The organism is Geothrix alkalitolerans (genome assembly GCF_022808885.1).
Taxonomy (GTDB): domain Bacteria; phylum Acidobacteriota; class Holophagae; order Holophagales; family Holophagaceae; genus Geothrix; species Geothrix alkalitolerans.
Window position 1 is genome coordinate 776649 of sequence record NZ_JAKZLE010000002.1, and the last position, 23464, is coordinate 800112.

Genomic DNA, 23464 nt, shown 5'->3' on the forward strand with positions numbered 1-23464 from the left:
CTGCGCGTGCGCCCCTTGGGACAGGCGAGACGCATCCGTGTCTTCCTCGTCGGTGCTCATCTGTGGCTGCCCCTCCTTTTCACTGAACCTCGAACACATCCAGTCCGTCCTGCAGGGTCGTCCTCCCGCTGATGGAGACGACCTCACCCACGCGGAAGGGGCGCTGGCGACGGCGGAGGACGGGGGGGAAGGCCACGGCTTCGCAGAGGCCGGTCTCGTCCTCGAAGGTGACGAACTGCATGCGCTCGCCTTTCTCGGTGGCCACGTCCTTGTCGGCCACCACCAGGGCCCAAAAGCGCAGATATCGTCCGGGGGTTCCACGCTCCGCTGCGCTGCGCGCCTCCCTGGATCGCACGGTGCCTTGCACCGCGCTCCCGCTCGCGGCGCTCGCGGACATGGAGCCTCCCGCCCGGGCCCCCGCGCCCGGGTCCGGCCAAGCCGTACCCGGGCTTCCCCCCCTCCCCACATCCGCCACGCGGTCGGGCCCGCCGCCCTTCCGCACGCGGGCGAGGGCGGCGGGGTGGATCTCCAGGGTGAGGGCCATGGTCGCCATCTCCAGGTCGGCGCGGTCGAAGGCGTCCGTGGGGCGCGGGCGCACGCCGGGGGGCACGCCGCCCAGCCGCGCCCACATGAGGCGCGTGCGGTCGCCGTCGGGCGCCCAGCGGTCGAAGGCCCCGGCGGCGCAGAGGGCCTCGGCGGTGGGGACGGAGGGCTTCACCCGGCCCAGCAGGTCATCCAGGTCCGCGAAGGGGCCGTGGCGCTCGCGCTCCTCCAGCAGCCCGCGCACCTCCTTCTCGAGGGCACCCTGCACCTGCATGAGGCCCACGCGCAGAGCCTGGCCGCCCTCGGCGGTGAAGGCCCAGGCGGAGGCGTTGGCGTCGGGCCCGCGCACCACCAGCCGGTGGCGGCGGGCGTCGCCCAGGTAGGCGATGGCGGGGTAGTAGCCGCCCTGGTTGGTGACGACGGAGGCGAAGAACTCGGCCGGATGGTGGGCCTTGATCCAGGCGCTCTCGAAGCTCACCTGGGCGTAGCTGGCGGAGTGCGGCTTGCAGAAGGAGTAGCCCGTGAAGGTGCGGATCATGTCCCAGGCCTCGTCCACCGTGGCCTGGCGCGCGCCCCGCTCTGCGCATCCGCGCCGGAACCGGGCCTCGAAGGTGGGGAGCTTCGCCTCGCAGTCGGGCTTGCCCAGGAGCTTGCGGAGCTGGTCGGCCTCGAAGTGGCTCCAGCCCGCCAGCGCCACGCAGACCTTGAGGACATCCTCCTGGTAGACCAGCACGCCGAAGCTCTCGGAGAGCAGGTCGCTGAACACGGGATCGCTGGGCTCCCAGGCCTCCTCGCCGCGGCTGCGCTTCACGTAGCGGTCCACCCAGCGGTAGGCCGCCGGCCGGATGAGGCTGGAGTGGATCACCAGGGTCTCGAAGTCGCCCTTCCGCACCCGCTGCTGGAGCTGGCGCGTGGCGGGGCTCTCGACGTAGAAGACGCCGATGCTGTCGCCCCGGGCCAGGAGGGACTGGGTGGCGGGATCCTCGCGTGCATGCGTGCCGGGGTCGGCGGCCACGGCATCGCCCAGCACCGCGTAGGCATCGCGGATGACGGCCAGGCTGCGGTTCCCCAGCAGGTCGATCTTCACCAGGCCGTAGCCCTCCACGCCGTCCTTGTCCCAGGTGGTGGTGGAGACGCCCTCCTTGGCCGGCGCGGGCTGGAAGGCGGCGTGCTCCCAGAAGGGGCCGGGGGTGACGACGGTGCCGCCGGGGTGCACGGAGAACTGGTGGAAGTGGCCCTGGAGCGCCGCGGCCTGGCGGAGGATGACCTCCCAGGCGGGGTTCTCGGCGGCGCGGGGGAGGCCCCCTTCCCAGCCGCGGACGAAGCGGGCCAGCTGCTTGAGCTCGCTGTCGGGCCGGCCGTGGGCCTGGGCCACGGCGCGCAGGGCGCCCTTGGCCTTGAAGAAGGCGTGGTTGGCCACCATGGCCACGCGGTCGCGGCCGTAGCGCTCGAAGACGGACTGGATGACGGCGTCCCGCTCGTCCCAGGCGAAGTCGAGGTCCATGTCCGGCGGGTCCTTGCGCTCCTTCGTGAGGAAGCGCTCGAACATGAGGTTGGTGGCCACGGGATCCACGTTGCTGAGGCCCAGGGCGTAGCTCACCAGGGACGCAGCCCCGCTGCCCCGGCCGCAGATGCGCGGAGCGGCGCCCCGGGCGGCCCGCACGATGTCCTCCACCAGCAGGAAGTAGCGGGCGAATCCCTTGAAGGCGATGAGGTCCAGCTCCTGCTCCATGCGGGCCAGCACCTCGCCGCCCGGGCTCCGGAAGCGTGCCGCCACGCCCGCCCGCACCTTCTCCCGCAGGAGAGCGTTGAGGTCCGCGCCTTCGCGGCCCAGGGGCTCGGGCAGCACCCAGGCCCCCCAGTGGATGCTCCAGCCTGAGATGCGCTCCAGGACGGCCGCGGTGGCCCGTTCCACGGCGGGCTCGCCGAAGGGGAAGCGGGCCTCCCAGTCGGCGCGGGGGACGGCCGCCTCGGCGGAATCCCACAGGGCCTCCGTGCGGATGAGCGTCGTCTGCTGATCGATGGCCCGCTTGAGGCGGTGCATCTCCAGGCCCTCGGCCGTGCGGAAGCGCAGCACCTGGGGCGCCACCACCTCCAGGCCCGCCGCCAGGGCCTTCCGGGCCTCCTGGGCACGGCGGGGATGGGCCAGCAGGGCGCCATAGAGGCCCTCCCGCAGCAGCGCGTCCAGGCCCGCGAGGTCGTCGGCCAGCAGCACACAGTCCCCGGGCGGCTCGGGGGCGCCCAGGCCGGGGATGGGGGGCTCGCGGTCCAGGTGGGCCTGGGCCGAGAGCAGGCGGTTCAGGGCCGCGTAGCCCGCATCCGTGAAGGGCAGCGCGCCGTAGCCGTGGCCCCGCCAGGTGAAGCGGCTGCCCAGGTGCAGGCGGAAGCCCGTCCAGTGCGGATCCGGCGGCAGGCCCTCCAGGCGCCGCGCCTCGTGGATCCAGTCCAGCTCCGCCCGCAGCTTCGGATAACCCGCCACCCCCCGGTCCCAGCAGACCAGGTCGCGGTAGCCCAGGCGCCGCGCCAGCGACAGCAGCTGCCTCGCCGGGTAGACGCCTTCACCCACAGAGAAATCGGAGATGCCGAGGGCGAACATGGGAGCTCAATCGAAGACCGCTCGCGATCGCCTCCGGCGATCACGCGTCGAAAAAAGAAATTGGGTGGCAGTCCCGTTTCAGGCACCCCGATGCCGCATGAGGTATTCGGCGGCAGCCGTCTGGAGGAGTGCATTCAGCGAGAGCCCCTCGGCTTTGGCCCGGGTCTGAAGTTGCTCCAGCAGGGTTTCGGGTAACCGGATGGCCTTCACCACCGTTGGGGCAGGAGACTCCCCTGCCTTCGGCCTACCCCGCTGGATGCGGATGGGCGCCCCCAGCGCTTCCCCACCCCGAAACGCCCGTTCCGCCCAGGCGGCGTCGGCCTCCTGCCGGACCTGCAGGACATCCAGGGGCTCGCCCGATCCGGAACCCTTCTCGAATTCGGCCATGGACATGCGCTTGGCTTTCTTGAGAGTCATGGCATCCTCCTCCGTTTTGAACGCATCCAATGCGCCGTGATGACCCGGAATCCTTCGGGAAACACCTTGGCGAAGGCCACCTTGAGCGTCCGCCCCTCCACCGTGGCCTCCAGCGGTTCAGCCGTGCGGCATCCTGAAAGATCGTGGCATCCTCCATCCGGAAAGCCTCTTCCGCCTGGAATTCGGAGACGCCGTGACGGGCGATGTGGGCGCGGTTCTCGTCGTCCCAGTGGAAGATCATCCCGGTTCCAATAAATGTAGAACAATTTATTCTCCAGTCAACACGTTGCTTCCACGCCCATCCACCCCGGCAGCACGGCCCGGTCGGGGAAGCGGCGGCGGAGGCGGGCGAGGGCGGGTTCGAGGCGATCGAGCTTGGCGTTCCGGGGATCCTCGAAGAGGGCCCGCTCGCGGCCCAGGCCCCAGGCCAGGCGCAGTTCCACCTCGCGCACGAGGAGGCGGCGGGTGGCGCCCGCCAGGAAGGCCTGCTGGAGGCGGCGGGCCAGGACCAGGGGCGGGGCCGTGAGGTCCTCGGGGGCGGCCCGCCAGGTGTGGGGCTCGCCGTCCACGTCCCACCATCGCAGGGTCAGCGTGCGGGGGTGGCGGGGGTCGGACCAGAGCCAGTCCAGACAGCGGACGGCCAGGGCCACCTCCTCCGGCAGGCGGGGGGGCTGGAGGCGCCAGCCGTGGCGGGCATGGCCGGGGCGCTCGGTGAGCAGGGGCAGCCTGGGCCGGTCCTCGCCGCGGACCCGGGCCCGCAGGTCCGGCGCGGCCTTGGGGTTCGTGAGCTCGGCCAGCACGGGCAGGGGCACGGGCTGGAGGTCCCCGAAGACCCGCAGGCCCAGGCGGTGGAAGCGATCGTGGAGGCGCGGGGGCAGGTCCGGCAGGCGGCGCAGGGGCTGGGGGGCCAGGAAGGCGGCCTCGGCCCCCTCCCCCACCCGCTCCAGCTCATGCTCGGCCCGGGCGGCCAGCTGGGCGGCGGTGGCGCTGAGGGAGAGGCCCCCATGGCTGGCCCAGCCGCGGCGCTCGGCCAGCTCCCGGCGCATGCGCTCGGCGGTGTCCGCCAGGGGCCCGAAGAGCGCTTGAGTGCCCTGGAGCTCCACCAGGGCCTCGCCCAGGCGGCCCAGCTGGCCCTGGGGCGTCCAGTGCTGGAGGAAGGTCCCCAGGTCGGCCTGGGCCTCCCACCAGACCTGGGGCGAGGGATCCAGCACCCGCAGGCCCGGCGCCCGCCGCAGGGCCTGGTCCAGGGGCAGGCCCGGGGCCAGCCCCTCGGCCCGGCCCAGGCGGTTCGTGAACCAGAGCACCGGCGAGCGGGGGCTCTCGGGGCTCAGGAAGGCCAGGGGCCGGTCCCGCAGGCCCCCGTCCCGCCCGCAGGCCAGCTGGAACGGCAGCTCGGGAACCCACATCGCCAGCACCGGGACCTCCTGGGGGATCCAAGTATGGCGAAAATTTATCGAAAATCAAGCCGCCGCACGTTCCCCAGCGGCCGCGCTGCCGTGCGGGCAGGGCGAGCCGGGACCTGTGTCGGAAACAGGCCCTAGTGCGTCAGCGAGGCCTCATGGAAGACCTGCTTGGCAACGTCGAAGGCGGTCTCCTCCGGTGGCGTGGTGAACCCGCCCTTGATGCCCTGCTGCATGCGCGGCATCAGGATCTCGTTGCGGAACCGCTCCCAGCTTTCCTTGGACTCGTGGATCGCCACGATGGTCCAGCCTCCGGCTGACGGACCGGCCGCGTGGAAGATCTGCCCCTTCGGCAGACTGTCCTTGCTGGGGTGGACCGCCGCGAGGGACGCCTCGTACTGCGCCTTGGTGCCGCCGGGGAAATGATGCACGATGCCGTAAGACATGATGGCCCTCCTCTTGGGTGGAACTGGGGCCGCATCTGCGGGGCCCCAGAGATCATGAGCTCAGGACTTTGCGAGCATCCGGTTGAGGATCTCCACCATCGCCGGGGAAACGTCCGTGTGGTGGTGAACGATCTTCCAGGTGCCTTCCTCACGCCGATAGATGTTGGTGACGCGGATGTCGATGGCCGCAGGCTGGCCGGCCAGCTTGAACGCCCCGCGCTCGACGCCCAGCTCGTAGGCCAAGTCCCCCGTGACCCGGATGATCTGGTCCTCCAGCCGGATCCGCCCCTCCGTGGAGGCCTGGGCGACCTGCTGGAAAGAGTCCCAAACCTTGCCCCAGCCGACCTCCCTTCCACCGACGGGGTGCATGGCCGTTGCGTCCGCACCCTGTGACCAGCTGTCGGCAAGAAGGCTCGCATCGCCATTGGCCATCCGGTTCAGCCCGGCGTAGAACCGCTCCGACGCTGCGCGGACTTCGTCCACCTGGGATCCCATGGGCATCTCCTCTAGACCAGGACCACACCGCTTCCCTGGCACGGGAAGCCCGCGCCCGCAGCTGTCCTTGGACCAAGCCAAGGTAGGTTTTTAAAAAACTGAGTCAATGTCTCAAGAGAAAAGGGCTGCAAAAGCCCCCACTCGATGCCGGGGTCGCCCAGGAGCCGATCGACCTCATCCCACCCAAGGCCGTCTTGGCAAGGATCGGCCGTCGCGCCCTATTCGGTCCATCCACCCGTGCGGGAGCGTTCCCGTGCGCCGGTCTGCGCGCGCCCGGATGGTCACCGGGACCTGAAGCCCCCGGCCACAAGACGGGGGGCGGACGCGACCTTCCCCGTCCTTGGCGCAGTCCCCCACCCGGCGATGCCGGCCGAATCCAGGCCCGGTCCCGTCGGCAGGAGGCATCCTGCCGGGCACCGACCAGGCGTGGTCATCGCCTGGGGTCCTGTTGGCTGGAATCCCCTGGGGTGGCGTCGAGCGGGCGATGCCCCTTCAGGCGCCTACCATGTCATGGTCTCTGTCCCGTTCCCGCTCGAAGGGCCTGGAACTGGCGAAGCGGTCTCGCACCCGCTGGCCGAGCCCCTTGATGTCTCCGCGCAGCTCTGGCCCGGTCTTGGGCGTGGTGAGTACGGCGATGGTGGCCCCCACGGCCGCTCCTGCGAGGAAGAACAGCAGAGAGTTCCCAACGTACCGTTCATCGCTCATGGGCTCCCTCCTTCTGAGGATCCGCGGCGCGGCCTCGGATCCAATGTAGGGCGGATTGAAGGCCTGTCACGAGCGCCTCCAGCCAGGGCTCCAGGCGAGCGGGCCGCATGAAGGACCCGCGGAGGCCCGAAGCCACCCCCGCAGCCACCTGGGTCAGCATCGTGGGATGAGCCAGCGATTCGGCGGCAAGCTGGCCCACCGCTTCCACCTGCAGCCGCAGGTCATGCACGTCCTGCGACACCTGGCGCAGATCCTGCGAGGCGCTCTCGGCGAACTGCTGGACCGAGAGGGCGGTCCGGCGGGCCTGGATGAGCAGGGGCACCAGGAAGCCTGTGAGCAGAAGGATGGCGCAAGAGAGGACGATCTGCAGCAGCATGGGCATACGCACCTCCTGGAAGTCCTGGAAGTATGGGTCTTCCAGACGAACCAGGCCTTTTTATTCGCCTTCGGGCGATCTGTTTCTTTCAAGCCCCGCCAAGAGCCCTTGGCGCGAAGGCCGGAGGCCGTGCGCCCAGGGGCGGAATCGGGAAGCGGCCGAAGCCTACATCTGGAACCGGTGCGTGCACTCCACCCAGCTCTCGGAGCCGTCCTTGTAGCGCTCGCGCTTCCGGGGGCCCCGCTCTGCGATCCCGCACAGCGGGGAGCAGGAGGGCCTGCCTGAACGGCAGGCCCGATCCCGGGCCGCCACGAGCCCCGTGCGCGAAGGCCGGAGGCCGCGCGCCCAGGGGCGGAATCGGGAAGCGGCCGAACCCTACATCTGGAACCGGTGCGTGCACTCCACCCAGCTCTCGGACCCGTCCTTGTAGCGCTCGCGCTTCCAGATGGGCACGCGCTGTTTGATCTCGTCCATGATCCAGGCGGCGGCCTGGAAGCTCTCGGCGCGGTGGGCGCTGCTGGTGGCCACGATGACGGCGGCCTCCGTGAGGGGCACGACGCCGATGCGGTGGTGGATGGCGCAGCGGGTGAGGCCGTAGCGCTCGATGGCCCGCTCGCGCAGGAGGCCCAGCTCCTTCTCGGCCATGGCCACATAGGCCTCGTAGGCCAGCTCCAGCACAGGACGGCCTTCGTGGTGATCCCGGGCCCGGCCCTCGAAGAGGACGAGGGCGCCGGCATGGGGATCCTCCATGACATTTCGTAAAGCCATGGCGTCCAACGGGGCTTCCTGAACCGATATCCAGGGAATCATGCGTGCCTCTCTCCGCTCCAGACCCAACCATACATTGAACCGACATCTCTGAGGGCCGCCATGACCAGCCTGCATCTTGATCCGAACACCGTCTTCGACACCCTGGGCCGCCACATGCTGGTGGACGGCTTCCACCTGGTGATGGACCTGGAGAAATCCCACGGTTCCTGGATCGTGGATGCCCGGGACGGCCGCAAGTACCTGGATTTTTACACCTTCTTCGCCACGACGCCCCTGGGCCACAACCACCCCCGCCTGCGGGAGCCGGAATTCATCCAGTACCTGGGCGAGATCGCCGTCAACAAGCCCGCCAACTCGGACATCTACACCACGGCCTTCGCGGAGTGGGTGGAGGCCTTCGGCACCCACGCGGCGCCGGACTACCTGCCCCACCTGTTCTGGATCGACGGTGGCGCCCTGGCGGTGGAAAACGCCCTGAAGGCGGCCTTCGACTGGAAGGTGCGCAAGAACCTGGCGGCGGGCAAGGGCGAGAAGGGGTCGCAGGTCATCCACTTCCGCGAGGCCTTCCACGGCCGCAGCGGCTACACCCTGAGCCTCACGAACACGGCGGATCCCCGCAAGCACCAGTACTTCCCCAAGTTCCCCTGGCCCCGGGTGCCGAACCCCAAGCTGACCTTCCCCATGGACCTGGCCCAGATCGAGGCGGCCGAGGCAGAATCCATCGCCGCCATCGAGGCCGCCGTGGCCCAGCATCCGGATGACATCGCCTGCCTCATCATCGAGCCCATCCAGGGCGAGGGCGGCGACAACCACTTCCGGGGCGAATTCCTGAAGAAGCTCCGGGTCCTGGCGGATCGTCACGATTTCCTGCTGATCTTCGACGAAGTGCAAACAGGCTTCGGCGCCACGGGCAAGTGGTGGGCCCACCAGTGGTTCGACGTGCAGCCCGACATCATCGCCTTCGGCAAGAAGACCCAGACCTGCGGCATCGCCGCGGGCCGGCGCCTGGACGAGGTGGAGAGCGTCTTCCAGGTGCCCAGCCGCATCAACAGCACCTGGGGCGGCAACCTGGTGGACATGGTGCGCGGCACGCGCATCATCGACGTCATCCGCGAGGAGAACCTGCTGGAGCACGGCGTGACGCAGGGCGCGCGCCTGCTGAAGGGCCTGCAGGAGATCCACCGCGACTTCCCCGAGCTCACCGCGAACCCCCGCGGCCGCGGCCTCTTCTGCGCCCTGGACATCGCCACGCCGGAGCTGCGCAACGCCGTGGTGGCCAAGGGCCACGAGCTGGGCATGATGATCCTCTCCACAGGCTTCAAGGGCCTGCGCTTCCGCCCCGCCATGAACCTCCGGCCGGAGGATCTGGACCTGGGCGTGGAGCTGCTCCGCAAGGCCGTGGCACAGGTGGCCGCCACTTCCCCTACCCTGGTGGGATGAAGATCGAGCTCTACTGCGACGGTGCGTGCTTGGGAAACCCCGGTCCGGGTGGCTGGGGGTTCCTGCTGCGGGTGCACCTCGCCAGCGGCATCCAGGAGAAGGAAGCCTCGGGGCCCGAGGCGGAGACCACCAACAACCGCATGGAGCTGACCGCGGCCATCCGCGGCCTGGAGGCGCTCACGAAACCCTGCCAGGTGCTGCTCCAGAGCGACAGCCAGTACGTGGTGAAGGGCATCACCACCTGGCTGAAGGACTGGAAGCGGCGCGGCTGGAAGAAGGCCGACGGCAAGCCCGTGCTCAACGCGGACCTCTGGCAGGCCCTGGACGCACAGCTGGCGCGGCACCACGTGGAGGCCCGCTGGGTGAAGGGGCATGCCGGCCACCCCGAGAACGAGCGGGTGGACCGCCTGGCCAACGCGGCGGCGCAATCGGTGGCATGAAAAACGGGCCCCGGAAGGCCCGTTTCACGAGACGGAACGCCGACTACCTCCGCTTGGGGAACTTGTAGATGATCTCGGGCGTCCAGCCACGCACGGGCTTGCCGTCGCGGATGGCGGGGGCGAAGGAGGACTTGTTGGCCGCATCGATGGCCGCCTCGTCGAAGCCGAAGGCCCCGGACACCCCTTCGATCACGGACACCTTCAGCGGCTGGCCCTGCTCCCCCACGAACACCTTCAGGCGCACGATGTGATCCAGGTTCGTCTCCCACCGCATCTGGACGGCCCGCAGGGGGAAGATCGGCACCACCTGATTCACCACGCGGGCGGGCTGGTCATTGGCGACCGTCGCCTGCCTGGACGCGGTGGTCTGGGGCGTGGGCACGCCGGTGGGTGTGGGCACGGCCACCGGACGCGGGGCTTCCTGCATAGGCTGTGGCTTGGGCGCCTCGGGCACCTGCGGGGCCGCGGCGACCTTGGTTTCGGCGGCCTTCTTCTGCTCGGCCAGCCGCTGCTCGGCGGCCCTCTGCTCGGCCATCCGCTGCTCCGCGGCCTTCTGCTGCCGCTCGACTTCCTGCTTGCGCTGCTGCGACTCTTCCAGCTGCTTCTGCAGCTTGGCCTTCTCCTCTGAGGACTTGGTCTCGCTCAGCTGCTTCTGGAGCTGGGCGGCCTTGTCAGCCTCGGCGCGGGCCTTGGCGTCGAGGTCGGCCTTCTGCTGCTCGATCTCCGCCTTGATCCGCTGGAATTCCGCCAGCTGCGCCTGGATGGCAGGATCCACCTTGGGGCGACCGAAGAACATGTAGCCCAGGCCCAGGATCACCACCGCGGCGAGGCCGCCGCCGATGAGAACCGTGCGGTTCTTCTGGCTGGCCTGCTCGTCGGCGTGGCCGTCGATGTGCTCGGCGCGGGTGGCGCCGCTGCGAAGGCTCTCGCCGGCGGCGGTGTAGCCGAGGAAGTTGTCGCCCTGCTCGGCCTTCATGGCCGCCGCATCCCGGTCGTTCTCCTCCCGGAAGAGCGTGTGCATGAAGAAGGCCATGTTGAACGTGGTGGGGCTGTACTCGCCGTCGTAGAGCACGCGCTCGAGCTCGGTACTGAAGTCCTCCACGGTGGCGAAGGGCTGGCGGCCCAGCAGCAGGCGGCCGAGGAAGGCGCGGATCTCCGCAGGCAGCGGGGCTTCTTCCTGGGCGGCCTTGAGGGTGGCCTGGTCCAGGGTGGCCTGGAGGTCGCCGCCCACGGGCAGCTTCTCGAAGGTGAGCAGCTCGTAGAGCACGGCGCCCAGCGCGAAGAGATCCGTCTGGAGGGCGTTGTTCTCGGGCCCCTGGAGGTAGGGGGCCAGCTTGCGCTTGGCCATGGGCGCCTTGGCCAGCATGCCCTTGGCGATGGCGGCGAAGGGCGCGTCCACGAGCTGCGTGGCCCCCTCGAAGCTCACCCACACGCTGTAGGGGCTCAGCACGCCGTGGCTGACGCCCTTGGCCTGCATCTGGACGATGCCCTGGGCCACGCCCTGGATGACGGTCAGGGCGTGATCCACGCCGAAGGGGATCTGCTCCTGCCGGGCCTTCTCGATGAGCTGGGCGAGGCTCCGGCCGGGCACGTAGTCCCAGGCCACGTGGGGGGTCTTGGCCGTCTCCAGCCGGTAGCCCATGCCGTAGATGCGGGCGCCGCCCAGGAGGGACACCACGCGGCCAGCCTCGGCCAGATGCGCGTTCATGCCGGCCTGGAACATCTCTTCCGAGAAGGTCCGCACCAGCATGTGGCGATCGAAATTGCTCCCGGCAATGACCACCGCCCGATGGATCGAACCGAAGGGATCGTTGGCCAGTTCAGAGGCCAGGAGGTAGGACCCGAGGCGGGTGTAAGTGCCCATGACTGCTCCAGAGGGGATGGTTGGAACGATAGCCCGAAAGTCGCGATTCGCCTAGCCCTCGCGGGGTGGGACCTGCCCCATCCATCGTCCCGATGCACGCCGGACTTCAGGTCTGGCATTCAGGGCTGAGCGGGGATCTCCCACTGGTCGCCGGCTGCCCGCCAGGCCAGGATCCAAAGGTTCGCCGTGGCGTGCACCCCATTGGAAAAAGCCAGCTGAAGCTGGGCGAAGGGCACCGACAGGTCGTCCCAGGGGCCGATGCGGCGGCCCGTATTCTCGTCAAAGTGGTCCCGGAGGCGGCGGTTCCGTTCGAGCTTGGTCGCCAGGAAGCGGCGCAGGGGCGGCCCCGGGTCCAGGCTGCCCGTGGCCGCCCAGTAGGGCTCCTGGGTCACCAGCAGGTGCGCCAGGTTCTGGTCGGCATAGGCCTCGAAGCTCTCCCGGAGCGGACTCAGCCCTTCGGTCACGGAGGGATCCGTCAGCAGCTGGACCATGTGGGCCAGCACGCCCAGGTCGCGGACGATGTCCTCGGGCCGGCGATTCTCGTCACTGAGGCGGAGGACCGTGCGGAACTGGGCCTCCACCTGCTCCACGGTGGGGGGCTGGTCGTTGGCCACGCCCCGGGCGCCTTCCAGCAGTTCCTGGGGATGGGCCCGCAGCAGGGCGGCCATGCCCTTGGGCAGCAGGCGGACGGCCTTGGCGGTCTGGGCCTCGTGAACCTTGGGCGACCAGGCCCCCAGCGGCAGACAGGCCCAGAGCAGGGCCAGAAGAGCGCCTTTCGGTTCAGGCATCAGAGGTCTCCACAGGATCAGCCGGTTGCGCCGTCCCGCCCTGGCGATCCAGAGGGATGCCCAGGGCCCGCAGGCGGTGCAGCAGGGTGGTGCGGCGCATGCCGAGGCGCCGGGCCGATTCACTCTTGTTCCAACCGGTGGCCTGGAGGGCTTCCTCGATCAGGTGCCGCTCCAGGTCCTCCAGGAAGCGGCCCAGACCCAGGTTCTGAGGCAGGTGCGGGAAGGCCGGGGAAGGCAGGATCCCCGCCACGGAGGCCGGAAGGTCCTGGTGGAGCAGCCGCTCTGGATCGGAGCCCAGGGCCATGGCCCGCTCCACGGCGTTCTCCAGTTCGCGCACGTTGCCCGGCCAGGGGTAGGCCTCCATGGCCTGCAGGGCCGCGGGTTCCACCTGCTTGAGGGGCAAGTTCAGCTCCCGCGCGAACTTGCGGAGGAAGTGGGCCACCAGCACGGGGATGTCCTGGGGGTGCTCGCGCAGGGGGTGGATCTGCACGGGGATCACGTTGAGCCGGTAGAACAGATCCTCCCGGAACCGCTTCTGCTCCACGAGGCTGGCCAGATCCTCGTTGGTGGCGGCCACCAGGCGGAAGTCAGCCTTCAGCGTCCGCGCGGATCCCAGCGGCGTGAACTCGCGCTCCTGGATCACGCGCAGCAGCTTCACCTGCAGGCTCGGAGGCATGGTTCCGATCTCGTCCAGGAAGAGGGTGCCGCCCTCCGCCTGCTGGAAGCGCCCCGCCCGGTCGCTGCGGGCGTCCGTGTAGGCCCCCCTCACGTGGCCGAAGAGCTCGTCCTCCAGCAGCGTCTCCGGAATCGCACCGCAGTGGATGGGCACGAAGGGACCCTGGGAGCGCGGGCTCCACTGGTGGATCGCCCGGGCCGCCAGTTCCTTGCCGGTGCCCGAGGGTCCGGTGATCAGCACCGTGGACGGCGACGGCGCCACACGCCGCAGCAGGCTCTGGAGCTTCTGCCAGGCGTCGGAGCAGCCCACCATGGACGGGCCCTCGGCCTGGCCTTCGATCTGCTCCCGCAGCCGCTTGTTCTCCTGGTTCAGCTGCGCCTTCTCGATGGCCCGCAGCAGCGTGTGCTCCAGCTCCTCCGCGCGGAAGGGCTTGGGCACGTAGTCGTAGATCCCCATGCGCATGGCCTGGAGGGCGGTCTCCACCGAGGTCGAACCGGACAGGACCACCACCACCGTGTCGGGCTTGGCCACAGCCTCCCGCGCCAGGTCGAGGCCATTCAGGTCCGGCAGCATGAGGTCCACCACGGCCAGGTCGAACCGCTCGTTCCTCAGGAACTGGGCCCCCCGGCGACCGGATCCGGTGCCGACGACCTCATGCCCGTGCCGGGACAGCAGCGTGCCCACCACATCGAGGATGGTGGGATCGTCGTCCACCAGCAGGGCCCGGGCCGGATTCATGCCTGTCAGAGTCCCTGGCCCGGGGCCCCCTGTCAAGGTTTGGACAGCCCAGGTAGACTGCCCCCATGCTCTCCAGATCCAGCCTGTGGCAGCGCCTGTCCGGGGCTTCGCTCTGGCCCCTGGCCTGGGCCCTCGCAGCCGCCTGCGCCGTGCCCTGGCTGCTTCCGGAGCGGTGGGACGGCCAGCTCGCCACCCGGTGGCTGGTCCTCGGCGCCCTGGCCTGGCTCCTGACCCTGCCGCTGCCCCTGCTCCGGCTTCGGTTCCGGCGGTGGGCGGTGGTCCCGCTCACCCTGGGGCTGGCAGGCATCACCTGCCTGGGGCTCGCCCGCAAGGCCCGGTGGGAGACCGCACTCCCCACCGGCTTCCTGGCTCTGGAGGGCCGCATCGACGCCCCCTGGACCCTCCAGGGCGAGCGACTGCGAAGCCGCCTGGAGGTATCCGCGCCTGAGCGGCTGAAGGGCCTCTCCCTGCCCCTCACCATCCCCGCCGAGGGCGAACAGGCGCCGCCCCTTCCGGGCACGCCCGTGCGCCTGCGCGCCGAGCTGAGGCCCGTGCAGGCCGCCCCGGTCTTCCTGGCGGAACGCCCCCTCTGGCGGGCCCGCAGCGACGAAGCTCCCCGGCGCATCCACCTGGCCTCGGCGCAGCTGATGGAGGCCACCGGACCCCCTGCGCCCGCTTTCCTGCTGCGCCTCCAGGCCTTCGCCCGGCGACGATTCGAGGCCCTGCCCCTGGGCGCCACCGCGAAGGATCTGTGGGGTGCCTTGGCCCTGGGCATCCCGCCGGCGGACGAGGCCCACTTCAGCGTCTTCGCCGAGAGCGGCACCATCCACATCCTGGTGGTGTCCGGCCTCCAGGTGACCCTCGTGATGGCCGCCGTGGAAGCCCTCCTCCGCCGCCTCCGCCTGCGAGGAGCGGCCGCCGGAGCCATCGCATCGGGGCTGCTCTACGCGGGTCTGGTGGGCTTTTCGGCACCGGTGTGGCGTGGGCTCTTCATGGGCATCGCCTGGGCCATCGGGGGCTCCAGCGGCTGGAAACTGCCGCCAGTGGCGGGCTTGCACGTGGCCCTGCTGCTCTGGCTGCTCGGTCACCCGGCGGCGGGCGTGGAGCCGGGCTTCCTGCTGGCCTGGTGGGCCCTGCTGGGCCTGCTCTGGGGCGCCGAGCCCCTGGCTGGCCTGCTGTCGCCCCTGCTGGGCCGCCTCGCCCTGCCCTTCGCCCGGCTGGCGGCACCCTGGCTGTCCACGATGCCGCTGCTGGCCCTGCTGCATGGCGGCGCACCCTGGTGGGGCATCCTCGCCAACCTGTTGGTGCTGCCCCTCGTGGCTTTCCTCACGCCCCTCTGCCTCCTGCTGATTCTGGTTCCCCTGCCCGGCCTCACCCAGGGCGCTGCGGCGGTTCTCACCTGGATGGGCGACCGCCTGGTACCCGCCCTCACAGGCATCGCGCCCCTGGCCACGGGCCGGCTGTGGCCCTGGCTCCTGCTGACCCTGGGCTGGCTGGCCCTGGCGCACCTGCAGGGAACGCTGCGGCGCGCCCGGGCGCTGACCGTGGGTCTCGTCGCGGCCTCCCTGGGGCTCCTGGCCTTCCGCGGCGTGGGCCGCGCAGCCGACACCCTCTCGCTGGAAGCCGTGGACGTGGGCCAGGGCGACGCCCTGCTGCTGCGGGTGCCCGGCGGCGACGCCACCCTTCTCGATACGGGGCCCGGACCGTGGACGGGCCGGCGGATCGCGCGGGTACTGAGCCGGCGCGGCGTGCGGGAACCCGTGCACCTGGTGCTCACCCACGCGCACGGCGACCACGCGGGCGGCTGGGCCACCCTGGCGCGGATCTGGCCGCTGGCCTCGACCTCCGTGCCGGTCACGTCGGAGGACGAGGACCCATGGGAACCCTTCCGCCCCACCGGCGCCGATCCCGCAGGCCTGCTGCGGGGCGACGCCTGGAGCCGCGGCGAGGCCACCTTCAGCGTGCGCTGGCCCCAGCGGGCCTACGCCCTGCCGGACGCCAACATGACCTCCACCGTGCTGCGCGTGGCCTGGCGCGACCGCGAGCTCTGGCTCATGGGCGACGCCCTGGCCGTCCAGGAGAAGGACCTGCTCGACCTGGGGGATCCCGGCGCTTTTCCCCACCGCCTGCTGAAGGTGGGCCACCACGGCAGCCGCAATGCCTCGGACCCGGCCTGGATCGCCGCCGTGAAGCCGGAAGTGGCGGTCATCCCCGCAGGCCTCCGCAACCGCTTCGAGCATCCCCATCCGGAGACCCTGGACACCCTGCGACGGTCTGGCACCGCGGCGTGGGTGACGGGACCGAGCGCAGGAATCCGGATCTCGGTGGTTGAAGGCGGGTGGCGGGTGGAGACCGGCGACGGATCCGAGACGCTCACGCCCCTGCAAAGAAGCCCGAGGCCCTAAGGGCCGCCACCAGCCTCCGGCTACCCTCCGCATGGTTGGCCTGCCACTGGGCGGGCGCCTCCGGCCCCACATCATTGACCACCACCAGCGCACCGCCACAGGGCACGCCCGCCGCGTGGCAGGCGGCGAAGACACCCGTCAATTCCAAGTGTTCGGCCGGCGCCACGGAAGCCAGCAGGCTGGCGCCATCCCGGGTGTTCGTAATGGCCGGCGGAACGGCCACGGGATGGGCGGGCAGCGGCCCCGGCAGCGTAGCAGTCCAGCGCGTGGGCTCGATGGCGGGACGGTAGGCCCCGCCGCGCATTTCCTCCAGCGAGGTGGCGATGGCTTCCGAAGCCCACAGACCGTCGAAGAGCCCGAGGCGCCCGTCGTAGCGTCCGCAGGTGCCCAGGAACAGCACGGCCTCGGGCCGCCGCTCCGCAAGCAACCGCGCCGTGGCGGCCGCGGCGGTGACGGCGCCCACGCCCACCGTGGCTGTCTCCCAGCCCGGCGGCGGATCCCCCGCGAGGGGACCCAGCTCGGGTGCGAAGGCGGAGAGCAGGAGGCGCATGGGCCGATTCTACAGACGTAATGCCTGGGCTGTGCCCAGGCACTACGTGGGGGTCAAAGGGGGGACGCAGAGCGAGCCTTGGCGAGCGGGCGGTCCCCCCCTTTCATGGCAGATGATCCAGGGCCCAGGCCGCCACGGGGATGGAGAGGCCGTTGCCCAGCAGCTTGTAGCGGGCCTCCAGTGGCACGCCGTCCGGGAAGCGGAATCCCTCGGGAAGGCCCAGCAGGCGGGCCACCTCGGAAGGCGAGAAGCGGCGCGCGCCGCGCTCCGTCCTCAGGAAGGAGCCGCTGCCCACGAAGCGCTGGCCGTAGCCGCCGATGAAGCAGGTGCTGCGGCGGTCTTCCGGCGCGACGAAATCCATGCCGTGCCGGTGGCGGGCCAGCACCTCCGGCGCCAGGTCAAGGGAGGCGTCTTCCTCCCGGTCCAGGAAGTCCGCGAGGGGTCGCGCCGGCAGGTCCGGCAGGGGGCGTGCAGCGAGCACCTTCCGCGAGGCCACGACGAAGACCCGGGGTCGCTGGTTGGGCAGGCCGAAGCGGCTGGGACAGGCCTCCAGGTCCAGGTGGTGCATCCCGTGCGCCCGCAGGCGCTCGGCCAAGAGGGCGTGGGCGTCCGAGCCCAGGAAGCCCACCACGTTCTCCAGCACGAGACGCTCCGGCGGCGCCTGGTCGAACACGTCCATGAGGTGGCGGAAGGCCCGGCAGCGGCGGTCCTCCAGGCCATGCTGGTTCCCCATGCGACAGAAGGGCTGGCAGGGCGGGCTCATCAGCCACGTGTCGGCACCGGCCGCGGCCAGCTCTGCCAGGGGGATCGTGGCCAGCTCGCGGGCCTTCGGCGCCTCGCCGTGATTCAGGGCGTAGGTGGCATTGGCCGCCTCGTTCACGTCGTAGGCGACCGCCACCGTTCCCCGGTCCCCGAGGGCCAGGCGCCATCCTCCCAGGCCCGAGAACAACTCGAGGACGCGCATCGGCCTAGCTGCAGCCGCAGCTTCCGCAGCCGCCGCAGGAGGCCGCGGCAGTCAGGGCCGTGCCCCGGGCCAGGCCCTGCCCTTCGATGAACAGGCGCAGCCCCATGACCGCCGCAGCGGCTGCATCCGCCCAGGGGAACCAACGATCCAGCAGCACTCCCGCCAGGAGCAGACCACCAAGTTCCAGCAGGGCGCGGGTGCGGGCGGCGTCCGAGGCCAGGCTGGGATGGATCCCCGCCTGGGCCCGCCGAACCCACCAGAGGGGCGCCAGGATGAGCAGGGCCACGCCCGCCAGGATCAGGGGGACGGAACCCGCCTGAGGCCTGCGGTCGCCCATGAGGGCCGCCGCGGCGGTCAGGACGGCGCCCAGGGCCAGGATGCGCAGGAAGTGGCTGGCGGCGCGGAGGGTCAGGCGCTCCCGCTCCAGGCCGCGGTTGCTGAAGCCCTCCCGGACGCGCTGCCCCACCACCAGGGAGGGCAGGCCCAGCAGGAGGCCGGCGGTGCCGAAGGCCCAGAGGGCAATGGCGCCCTGGTCCAGGCCCAGCCACAGGGCGGGCGCACCCAGGAGCAGGCCCGTCGCGGCTGTGGCGAAGGCGGGAACCGGAGAGGCGTCCGTCTTCATCGGGTCAGCTTCCGGTACTTGATGCGATGGGGATCGAAGGGCTTCAGGCCCAGCACGTCCTTCCGGTACTGCTCGTACTCCGTGTAGTTTCCGTCGAAGAACTGCACCTGGGAATCGCCCTCCAAGGCCAGGATGTGCGTGGCCAGGCGGTCCAGGAACCAGCGGTCGTGGCTCACCACCACGGCGCTGCCGGCGAAGGATTCGATGGCCTCTTCGAGGGCCCGCATGGTGTTCACGTCCAGGTCGTTGGTGGGCTCGTCGAAGAAGAGCAGGTTCGATTCGCTCTTCAGCGTGAGGGCCAGGTTGAGGCGGTTCTGCTGGCCGCCGCTGAGCTCGGAGACCTTCTTCTGCTGCGCGTCACCGGAGAAGCCGAAGCGGCTCAGCCAGGCGCGGGCGTTGATGAGCTTGCCACCCAGCTCGATCTGCTCGTAGCCGCCCGACACGGCCTCGTAGACGCTCTTGTCGGGGTTGAGGCCGGCGCGGAGCTGGTCCACGTAGGCCATCTTCACCGTCTCGCCGAGGCGGATGGCGCCCGCGTCCGGCGCCTCCTGGCCCGTGAGCAGGCGGAGCAAGGTGGACTTGCCGGCGCCATTGGGGCCGATGACGCCCAGGATGCCGCCGCGGGGGATGGCGAAGGTCAGGTTCTCGAACAGCACGCGGTCGCCGTAGGCCTTCGTGACCCCTTCCAGCTCGGCCACCAGGTCGCCCAGGCGGGGGCCGCTGGGGATGTAGATCTCCAGCTCCTGCTCCTTCTGGCGGCCCTCCTCGCCGGCCAGGCGCTCGTAGTTGGCAATGCGGGCCTTGCTCTTGGTGTGCTGGCCCTTGGGCGACATGCGGATCCACTCCAGCTCGCGCTCCAGGGTCTTCTGCCGCTTCTGGTCGGACTTCTCCTCGCGGGCGAGGCGGCCCTGCTTCTGCTCCAGCCAGCTGGAGTAGTTGCCCTTCCAGGGGATGCCCTCGCCGTGGTCCAGCTCGAGGATCCACTCCGCCACGTGGTCCAGGAAGTAGCGGTCATGGGTGACGGCGATGACCGTGCCCTTGTAGTCCTGGAGGTGCTTCTCCAGCCAGGCCACCGTCTCGGCGTCCAGGTGGTTGGTGGGCTCGTCCAGCAGCAGGATGTCCGGCTCCTGGAGCAGGAGGCGGCACAGGGCCACGCGGCGCCGCTCACCGCCGGAGAGCACGCCGATCTTCGTGTCGGGATCGGGGCAGCGCAGGGCGTCCATGGCCTGCTCGAGCCGGGAATCCAGGTCCCAGCAGTCGTGGGCGTCGATCTTCTCCTGGAGCTCGGCCTGCATGGCCAGCAGCACGTCCATGTCCGCGTCGGGATCGGCGAACTGGTCGCTGATGGCGTTGTAGTCCTTCAGCCACTTCACCTTTTCGGCGGCACCCTCCTCGACGATCTCGCGGACAGTCTTCTCGGGATCCAGCTGGGGCTCCTGGTCCAGGATGCCCGTCGTGTAGCCCTTGCTGAGGACGGCCTCGCCGTTGAAGTCCTGGTCCACGCCGGCCATGATCCGCAGCACCGTGCTCTTGCCGGAGCCGTTGAGCCCCAGGACGCCGATCTTGGCGCCGTAGAAGTAGCTGAGAGATATGTCCTTGATGACAGGTTTGTTGTTGTAGATCTTGCTGACCCGCATCATCGAATAGATGATCTCGGGCTGATCTGATGTCGCCTTGGTGGAGGTCTTGGCCATGATCCGCTCAAAAGGGCGATTCTATCGCGCCCGACGCTCAAACCCAGGTCCGGATGACATGCCCAGTGACTCCTTGAAGCCAGGGGGCTTGCGCAGAAAACCGGGCGCTTGTAATTTAAAGGCACCAAAACCCATACGCGGGCGTATGCGACGCCTGTCGGCCTGGATGGCCCGGAGATTCCCATGAACCAAGTGGTGGCGCGATTCCTGGACGGGACGACCCTCAAGGGTCAGACCAACGACTTCCTTCCGGCGAAGGATCTCTTCCACATCTCCGCGAACGGAAGCATCGACGCCAAGCCACTGGAGGTGAAAGTGCCGGACCTCAAGGCTCTGTACTTCGTCCGCAGCCTCCAGGGCGACCCGGAGCACCAGAAGACCAACGAATTCCCGCCCAACGCCCCGGCCCCGGGCCGGAAGGTCAAGGTCACCTTCAAGGACGGCGAGGTGCTGGTGGGCACCACGCAGGGGTATCAGCCGGGCCGGCCGGGATTCTTCCTGCTCCCGGCCGACCCGCGCTCCAACAATGAACGGTGCTACATCGTGACGTCCGCCACCCAGTCGGTGGTTTTCGTCTAGGGCCGATCAGTCCAGGGCCGCCTGGGCGGCCGCCAGGGTGGCGATGGGCACGCGATAGGGGCTGCAGCTCACGTAGTCGAGCCCCACGCGGTGGAAGAAGTTCACGCTGCGGGGATCGCCCCCATGCTCGCCGCAGACGCCCAGCTTGATGCCGGGCCGCGCCGAGCGGCCCTTCTCGCACGAGATGCGCACCAGCTCGCCGATGCCCTCCTGGTCCAGGCTCTGGAAAGGATCGTCCTCCAGCAGCTTCTTGCCCACGTACTCGGGCAGGAAGGTTCCCGCGTCGTCGCGGCTGAAGCCGAAGCCCATCTGGGTGAGGTCATTGGTGCCGAAGCTGAAGAACTCGGCCTCCTGGGCGATCTTGTCCGAGGTGATGGCGGCTCGGGGAATCTCGATCATGGTGCCGATGGGGCAGGCGAACTGAGTACCCCGCTCCTGGTTCACCTGGGCGATCTCGTCCAGCATCTCGGTCTTGGTGTAGGTCAGCTCCCGCACAGTCCCGATGAGCGGCACCATGATCTCGGGAATGGCCTTGACGCCCTCGGCGGCCACATTCAGCGCGGCCTCGGCGATGGCGCGGACCTGCATGCGGATGATCTCGGGGAAGGTGATGCCCAGGCGGCAGCCCCGGTGGCCCATCATGGGGTTGAACTCGTGGAGCTGCGCCACGCGGCGCTCCACGGTGCCGAGATCCACGCCCAGCACGTCCGCCATCTCCCGCTGGCCGGCCTCGTCCTGGGGCAGGAACTCATGCAGGGGCGGGTCCAGCAGGCGGATGTTCACGGGCAGGCCGTCCATGGCCTTGAAGATGCCCTCGAAGTCCTCGCGCTGGATGGGCAGGAGCTTGGCCAGGGCCTTCTTTCGGCCCTCGGTGTCCGTGGCGAGGATCATCTCGCGCACGGCGATGATTCGGTCACCTTCGAAGAACATGTGCTCCGTGCGGCAGAGGCCGATGCCCTGGGCACCGAAGGCCCGCGCCACGGCCGCATCATGGGGCGTATCGGCGTTGGTGCGGACCTTCATGCGCTTGGCTTCGTGGCTCCAGGCCATGATCTTGGCGAAGCGCTGGTAGAGTTCGCTGTCTCCGGCCTTCAGGCGGCCGTCCACCAGCACCTGGTTCACCTCGGAGGGATGGGCGCTCAGCTTGCCGGCGAACACCTCGCCCGTGGATCCGTCCATGGAAATCCAGTCCTGGCCGGCCTTCAGCAGATGATCGCCCACCTTCACCAGGCCCTTGGCCACGTCGATCTGCACGGCCGAGGCACCACAGACGCAGGGCTTGCCCATGCCGCGAGCCACCACTGCCGCATGGCTGGTCATGCCGCCGCGGGCGGTGAGGATGCCCTGAGAGGCCACCATGCCGGCGATATCCTCGGGGCTGGTCTCCACGCGCACCAGCACCACAGGACCCTCCTGGGCCATCTTCTCGGCCTGCTCAGCCGTGAGGGCGATGCGCCCCGTGGCGGCGCCGGGACCCGCGTTCAGGCCCTTGGTGAGCAGATGGCCCTCCTTGCGCAGGCGATCCTTCTCCTTGGGATCGAAGACGGGCGCCAGCAGCTGGGACAGGCTGTCGGCATCGATGCGCTTCAGGGCGGTGTGCGTATCGATGAGCCCCTCGTCCACCAGGTCGATGGCGATGCGGATGCCGGCCATGGCGGTGCGCTTGCCGTTCCGCGTCTGCAGCAGGTAGAGCTTCCCGCGCTCGATGGTGAACTCGATGTCCTGCATGTCCTTGAAGTGGGTCTCGAGGCGCTTGCAGGTGGCGTCCAGCTCCGCGAAGGCCGCGGGCATGGCCTCCTCAAGGCTCTTCAGACCGGTGCCGTCGGCCTGCGCCCGGGTGATGGGCTGGGGCGTGCGGATGCCGGCCACCACATCCTCACCCTGGGCGTTGATGAGGTACTCGCCGTAGAACAGCTTCTCGCCTGTGGCGGGGTCGCGCGTGAAGGCCACGCCGGTGCCGCAGTCGTCACCCATGTTGCCGAAGACCATGCTCTGCACGTTGACGCCCGTGCCCCAGTCATCGGGAATGCGGTGGAGGCGGCGGTAGGTGATGGCGCGGGCGGTGTTCCAGCTTTCGAAAACGGCGCGGATGGCGCCCCAGAGCTGCTCCATGGGTTCCTGTGGGAAGGCCTGACCGGTCTCTTCCTGCACGATCTCCTTGAAGGCGGCGACGAGGGTCTTCCAGTCCTCCGCACTGAGGTCGGTGTCCTGGTGTTTGTGGAGCCGCTCTTTCGCACGCTCCAGCTCCGCCTCGAACAGCGCATGTTCTACGCCCAGCACCACGTTGCTGTACATCGTGATGAAGCGGCGGTAGGAATCCCAGGCGAATCGGGAATTGCCGCTGGCCTTCTCCAGGGCCAGCACGGTCCGGTCATTGAGCCCCAGGTTGAGCACCGTGTCCATCATGCCGGGCATGGACACGCGGGCGCCGGACCGGACGGAGAGCAGGAGCGGGTTCTCATTGGACCCGAAACCGCAGCCCCGCACGCCTTCGAGCCACTTCAGGGCCTCGACCACCTCGGCCTTGAGGTCCTCAGCGAGCTTGCGGCCATGGGTGTAGTAGGCGTTGCACTGCTCCGTGGTGAGCGTGAATCCCGGCGGAACGGGAATGCCCAGCCCCGCCATCTCAGCCAGGTTGCAGCCCTTGCCTCCGAGAAGGTTGCGCATGGCCGCGCCGCCTTCGTTACGGTTTCCCCCGAAGGTGTAAACACCTTTGCTCATCAGATCCTCCACGCGGAACCTTCAGTGTATCCGCCGCGACAGATAAATGGCCTGCGGATGCGGAGATCCGTACGCGAAAACGGGCCACCTCGAAGGGTGGCCCGTTTGGGATTTAACGTCGCAGCGACCTACTTTTCCACTCCTGTGGGGAGCAGTATCATCGGCCCTCCAGGTCTTAACGGCCGTGTTCGGGATGGGAACGGGTGTGACCCCTGGGGAAAAGCCGCGACGAAG

General features: G+C 69.7%; 20 protein-coding genes and 1 rRNA gene. 4 read left to right on the top strand and 17 right to left on the bottom strand.

Features of this window, described 5'->3' with window-relative positions; translation table 11 throughout:
- Positions 1-79 precede the first annotated feature (79 nt).
- From MLJ35_RS07635 to MLJ35_RS07670, 8 genes are all read right to left on the bottom strand, one after another.
- Positions 80-3139 carry a helix-hairpin-helix domain-containing protein gene (locus MLJ35_RS07635; protein ID WP_243383822.1) on the bottom strand — a complete coding sequence of 1020 codons (3060 nt, stop codon included), beginning with the start codon at positions 3137-3139 and terminating at the stop codon, positions 80-82.
- A gap of 78 nt (positions 3140-3217) precedes the next feature.
- Entirely contained in the window at positions 3218-3556 is a 339-nt protein-coding gene (locus MLJ35_RS07640) for a hypothetical protein (protein ID WP_243383823.1), read from the bottom strand.
- Positions 3557-3834: 278 nt separating this feature from the next.
- Complete coding sequence (locus MLJ35_RS07645) at positions 3835-4962, bottom strand: Y-family DNA polymerase (RefSeq protein ID WP_243383849.1); 1128 nt, start codon at positions 4960-4962, stop codon at positions 3835-3837.
- Between the two features lie 131 nt (positions 4963-5093).
- Positions 5094-5402, bottom strand: a complete 309-nt coding sequence (locus tag MLJ35_RS07650) for a hypothetical protein (protein WP_243322223.1) — start codon at positions 5400-5402, stop codon at positions 5094-5096.
- Positions 5403-5462: 60 nt separating this feature from the next.
- Positions 5463-5897 carry a YybH family protein gene (locus MLJ35_RS07655; RefSeq protein ID WP_243322225.1) on the bottom strand — a complete coding sequence of 145 codons (435 nt, stop codon included), beginning with the start codon at positions 5895-5897 and terminating at the stop codon, positions 5463-5465.
- Between the two features lie 492 nt (positions 5898-6389).
- On the bottom strand, positions 6390-6602 hold the full coding sequence (locus MLJ35_RS07660) for a YtxH domain-containing protein (protein ID WP_243322227.1): 213 nt from the start codon (positions 6600-6602) through the stop codon (positions 6390-6392).
- Entirely contained in the window at positions 6592-6984 is a 393-nt protein-coding gene (locus MLJ35_RS07665) for a DUF948 domain-containing protein (RefSeq protein WP_243383824.1), read from the bottom strand. Before MLJ35_RS07665 ends, MLJ35_RS07660 begins: the two co-directional genes overlap by 11 nt.
- Positions 6985-7353: 369 nt before the next feature.
- A complete protein-coding gene (locus MLJ35_RS07670; RefSeq protein WP_275976401.1) occupies positions 7354-7788 on the bottom strand; it encodes a molybdenum cofactor biosynthesis protein MoaE in 435 nt (144 codons plus the stop codon).
- A gap of 60 nt (positions 7789-7848) precedes the next feature.
- Here MLJ35_RS07670 and lat point away from each other — a divergent pair, with 60 nt between their 5' ends.
- A complete protein-coding gene (gene lat, locus MLJ35_RS07675) occupies positions 7849-9189 on the top strand; it encodes an L-lysine 6-transaminase (RefSeq protein ID WP_243383826.1) in 1341 nt (446 codons plus the stop codon).
- Positions 9186-9629 (top strand): ribonuclease HI, encoded by a 444-nt coding sequence (gene rnhA / locus MLJ35_RS07680; protein WP_243322236.1) that lies wholly within the window; start codon positions 9186-9188, stop codon positions 9627-9629. Before lat ends, rnhA begins: the two co-directional genes overlap by 4 nt.
- 43 nt (positions 9630-9672) lie before the next feature.
- Here the strand turns inward: rnhA and MLJ35_RS07685 are convergent, their stop codons facing one another.
- The 3 genes from MLJ35_RS07685 to MLJ35_RS07695 form a co-directional block, all read right to left on the bottom strand.
- Positions 9673-11493, bottom strand: coding sequence for an energy transducer TonB (locus tag MLJ35_RS07685; RefSeq protein WP_243383827.1), 1821 nt, complete (start codon positions 11491-11493; stop codon positions 9673-9675).
- Between the two features lie 119 nt (positions 11494-11612).
- A complete protein-coding gene (locus MLJ35_RS07690; RefSeq protein ID WP_243383828.1) occupies positions 11613-12281 on the bottom strand; it encodes a hypothetical protein in 669 nt (222 codons plus the stop codon).
- The gene (locus MLJ35_RS07695; protein WP_243383829.1) at positions 12274-13695 is read right to left on the bottom strand and encodes a sigma-54-dependent transcriptional regulator; all 1422 of its coding nucleotides are present in this window, start codon (positions 13693-13695) and stop codon (positions 12274-12276) included. The genes MLJ35_RS07690 and MLJ35_RS07695 overlap by 8 nt, the downstream gene beginning before the upstream one ends.
- Positions 13696-13760: 65 nt before the next feature.
- Between MLJ35_RS07695 and MLJ35_RS07700 the strand changes: the two genes are divergently transcribed.
- Positions 13761-16100 carry a ComEC/Rec2 family competence protein gene (locus MLJ35_RS07700; protein ID WP_243383830.1) on the top strand — a complete coding sequence of 780 codons (2340 nt, stop codon included), beginning with the start codon at positions 13761-13763 and terminating at the stop codon, positions 16098-16100.
- On the opposite strand, the gene MLJ35_RS07705 is transcribed toward MLJ35_RS07700, so the two are convergent.
- From MLJ35_RS07705 to ettA, 4 genes are all read right to left on the bottom strand, one after another.
- Positions 16069-16650: a phosphorylase family protein gene (locus MLJ35_RS07705; protein ID WP_243383831.1), complete on the bottom strand. Its 582-nt coding sequence runs from the start codon at positions 16648-16650 to the stop codon at positions 16069-16071. The two genes, MLJ35_RS07700 and MLJ35_RS07705, sit on opposite strands and share 32 nt — an antisense overlap.
- A gap of 103 nt (positions 16651-16753) precedes the next feature.
- Positions 16754-17614 carry a DNA cytosine methyltransferase gene (locus MLJ35_RS07710; protein ID WP_243383832.1) on the bottom strand — a complete coding sequence of 287 codons (861 nt, stop codon included), beginning with the start codon at positions 17612-17614 and terminating at the stop codon, positions 16754-16756.
- 4 nt (positions 17615-17618) lie between these two features.
- Positions 17619-18236: a hypothetical protein gene (locus tag MLJ35_RS07715; protein WP_243383833.1), complete on the bottom strand. Its 618-nt coding sequence runs from the start codon at positions 18234-18236 to the stop codon at positions 17619-17621.
- Positions 18233-19930, bottom strand: a complete 1698-nt coding sequence (gene ettA / locus MLJ35_RS07720; RefSeq protein ID WP_243383834.1) for an energy-dependent translational throttle protein EttA — start codon at positions 19928-19930, stop codon at positions 18233-18235. The genes MLJ35_RS07715 and ettA overlap by 4 nt, the downstream gene beginning before the upstream one ends.
- Before the next feature lie 183 nt (positions 19931-20113).
- Here ettA and MLJ35_RS07725 point away from each other — a divergent pair, with 183 nt between their 5' ends.
- Positions 20114-20509, top strand: a complete 396-nt coding sequence (locus tag MLJ35_RS07725) for a DUF6982 domain-containing protein (protein WP_243383835.1) — start codon at positions 20114-20116, stop codon at positions 20507-20509.
- A gap of 6 nt (positions 20510-20515) precedes the next feature.
- On the opposite strand, the gene ppdK is transcribed toward MLJ35_RS07725, so the two are convergent.
- Together ppdK and rrf are read right to left on the bottom strand one after the other, a co-directional pair.
- Positions 20516-23230 carry a pyruvate, phosphate dikinase gene (gene ppdK / locus MLJ35_RS07730; protein ID WP_243383836.1) on the bottom strand — a complete coding sequence of 905 codons (2715 nt, stop codon included), beginning with the start codon at positions 23228-23230 and terminating at the stop codon, positions 20516-20518.
- 115 nt (positions 23231-23345) lie between these two features.
- Positions 23346-23461 (bottom strand): 5S ribosomal RNA (gene rrf / locus MLJ35_RS07735).
- Between the last annotated feature and the right edge of the window lie 3 nt (positions 23462-23464).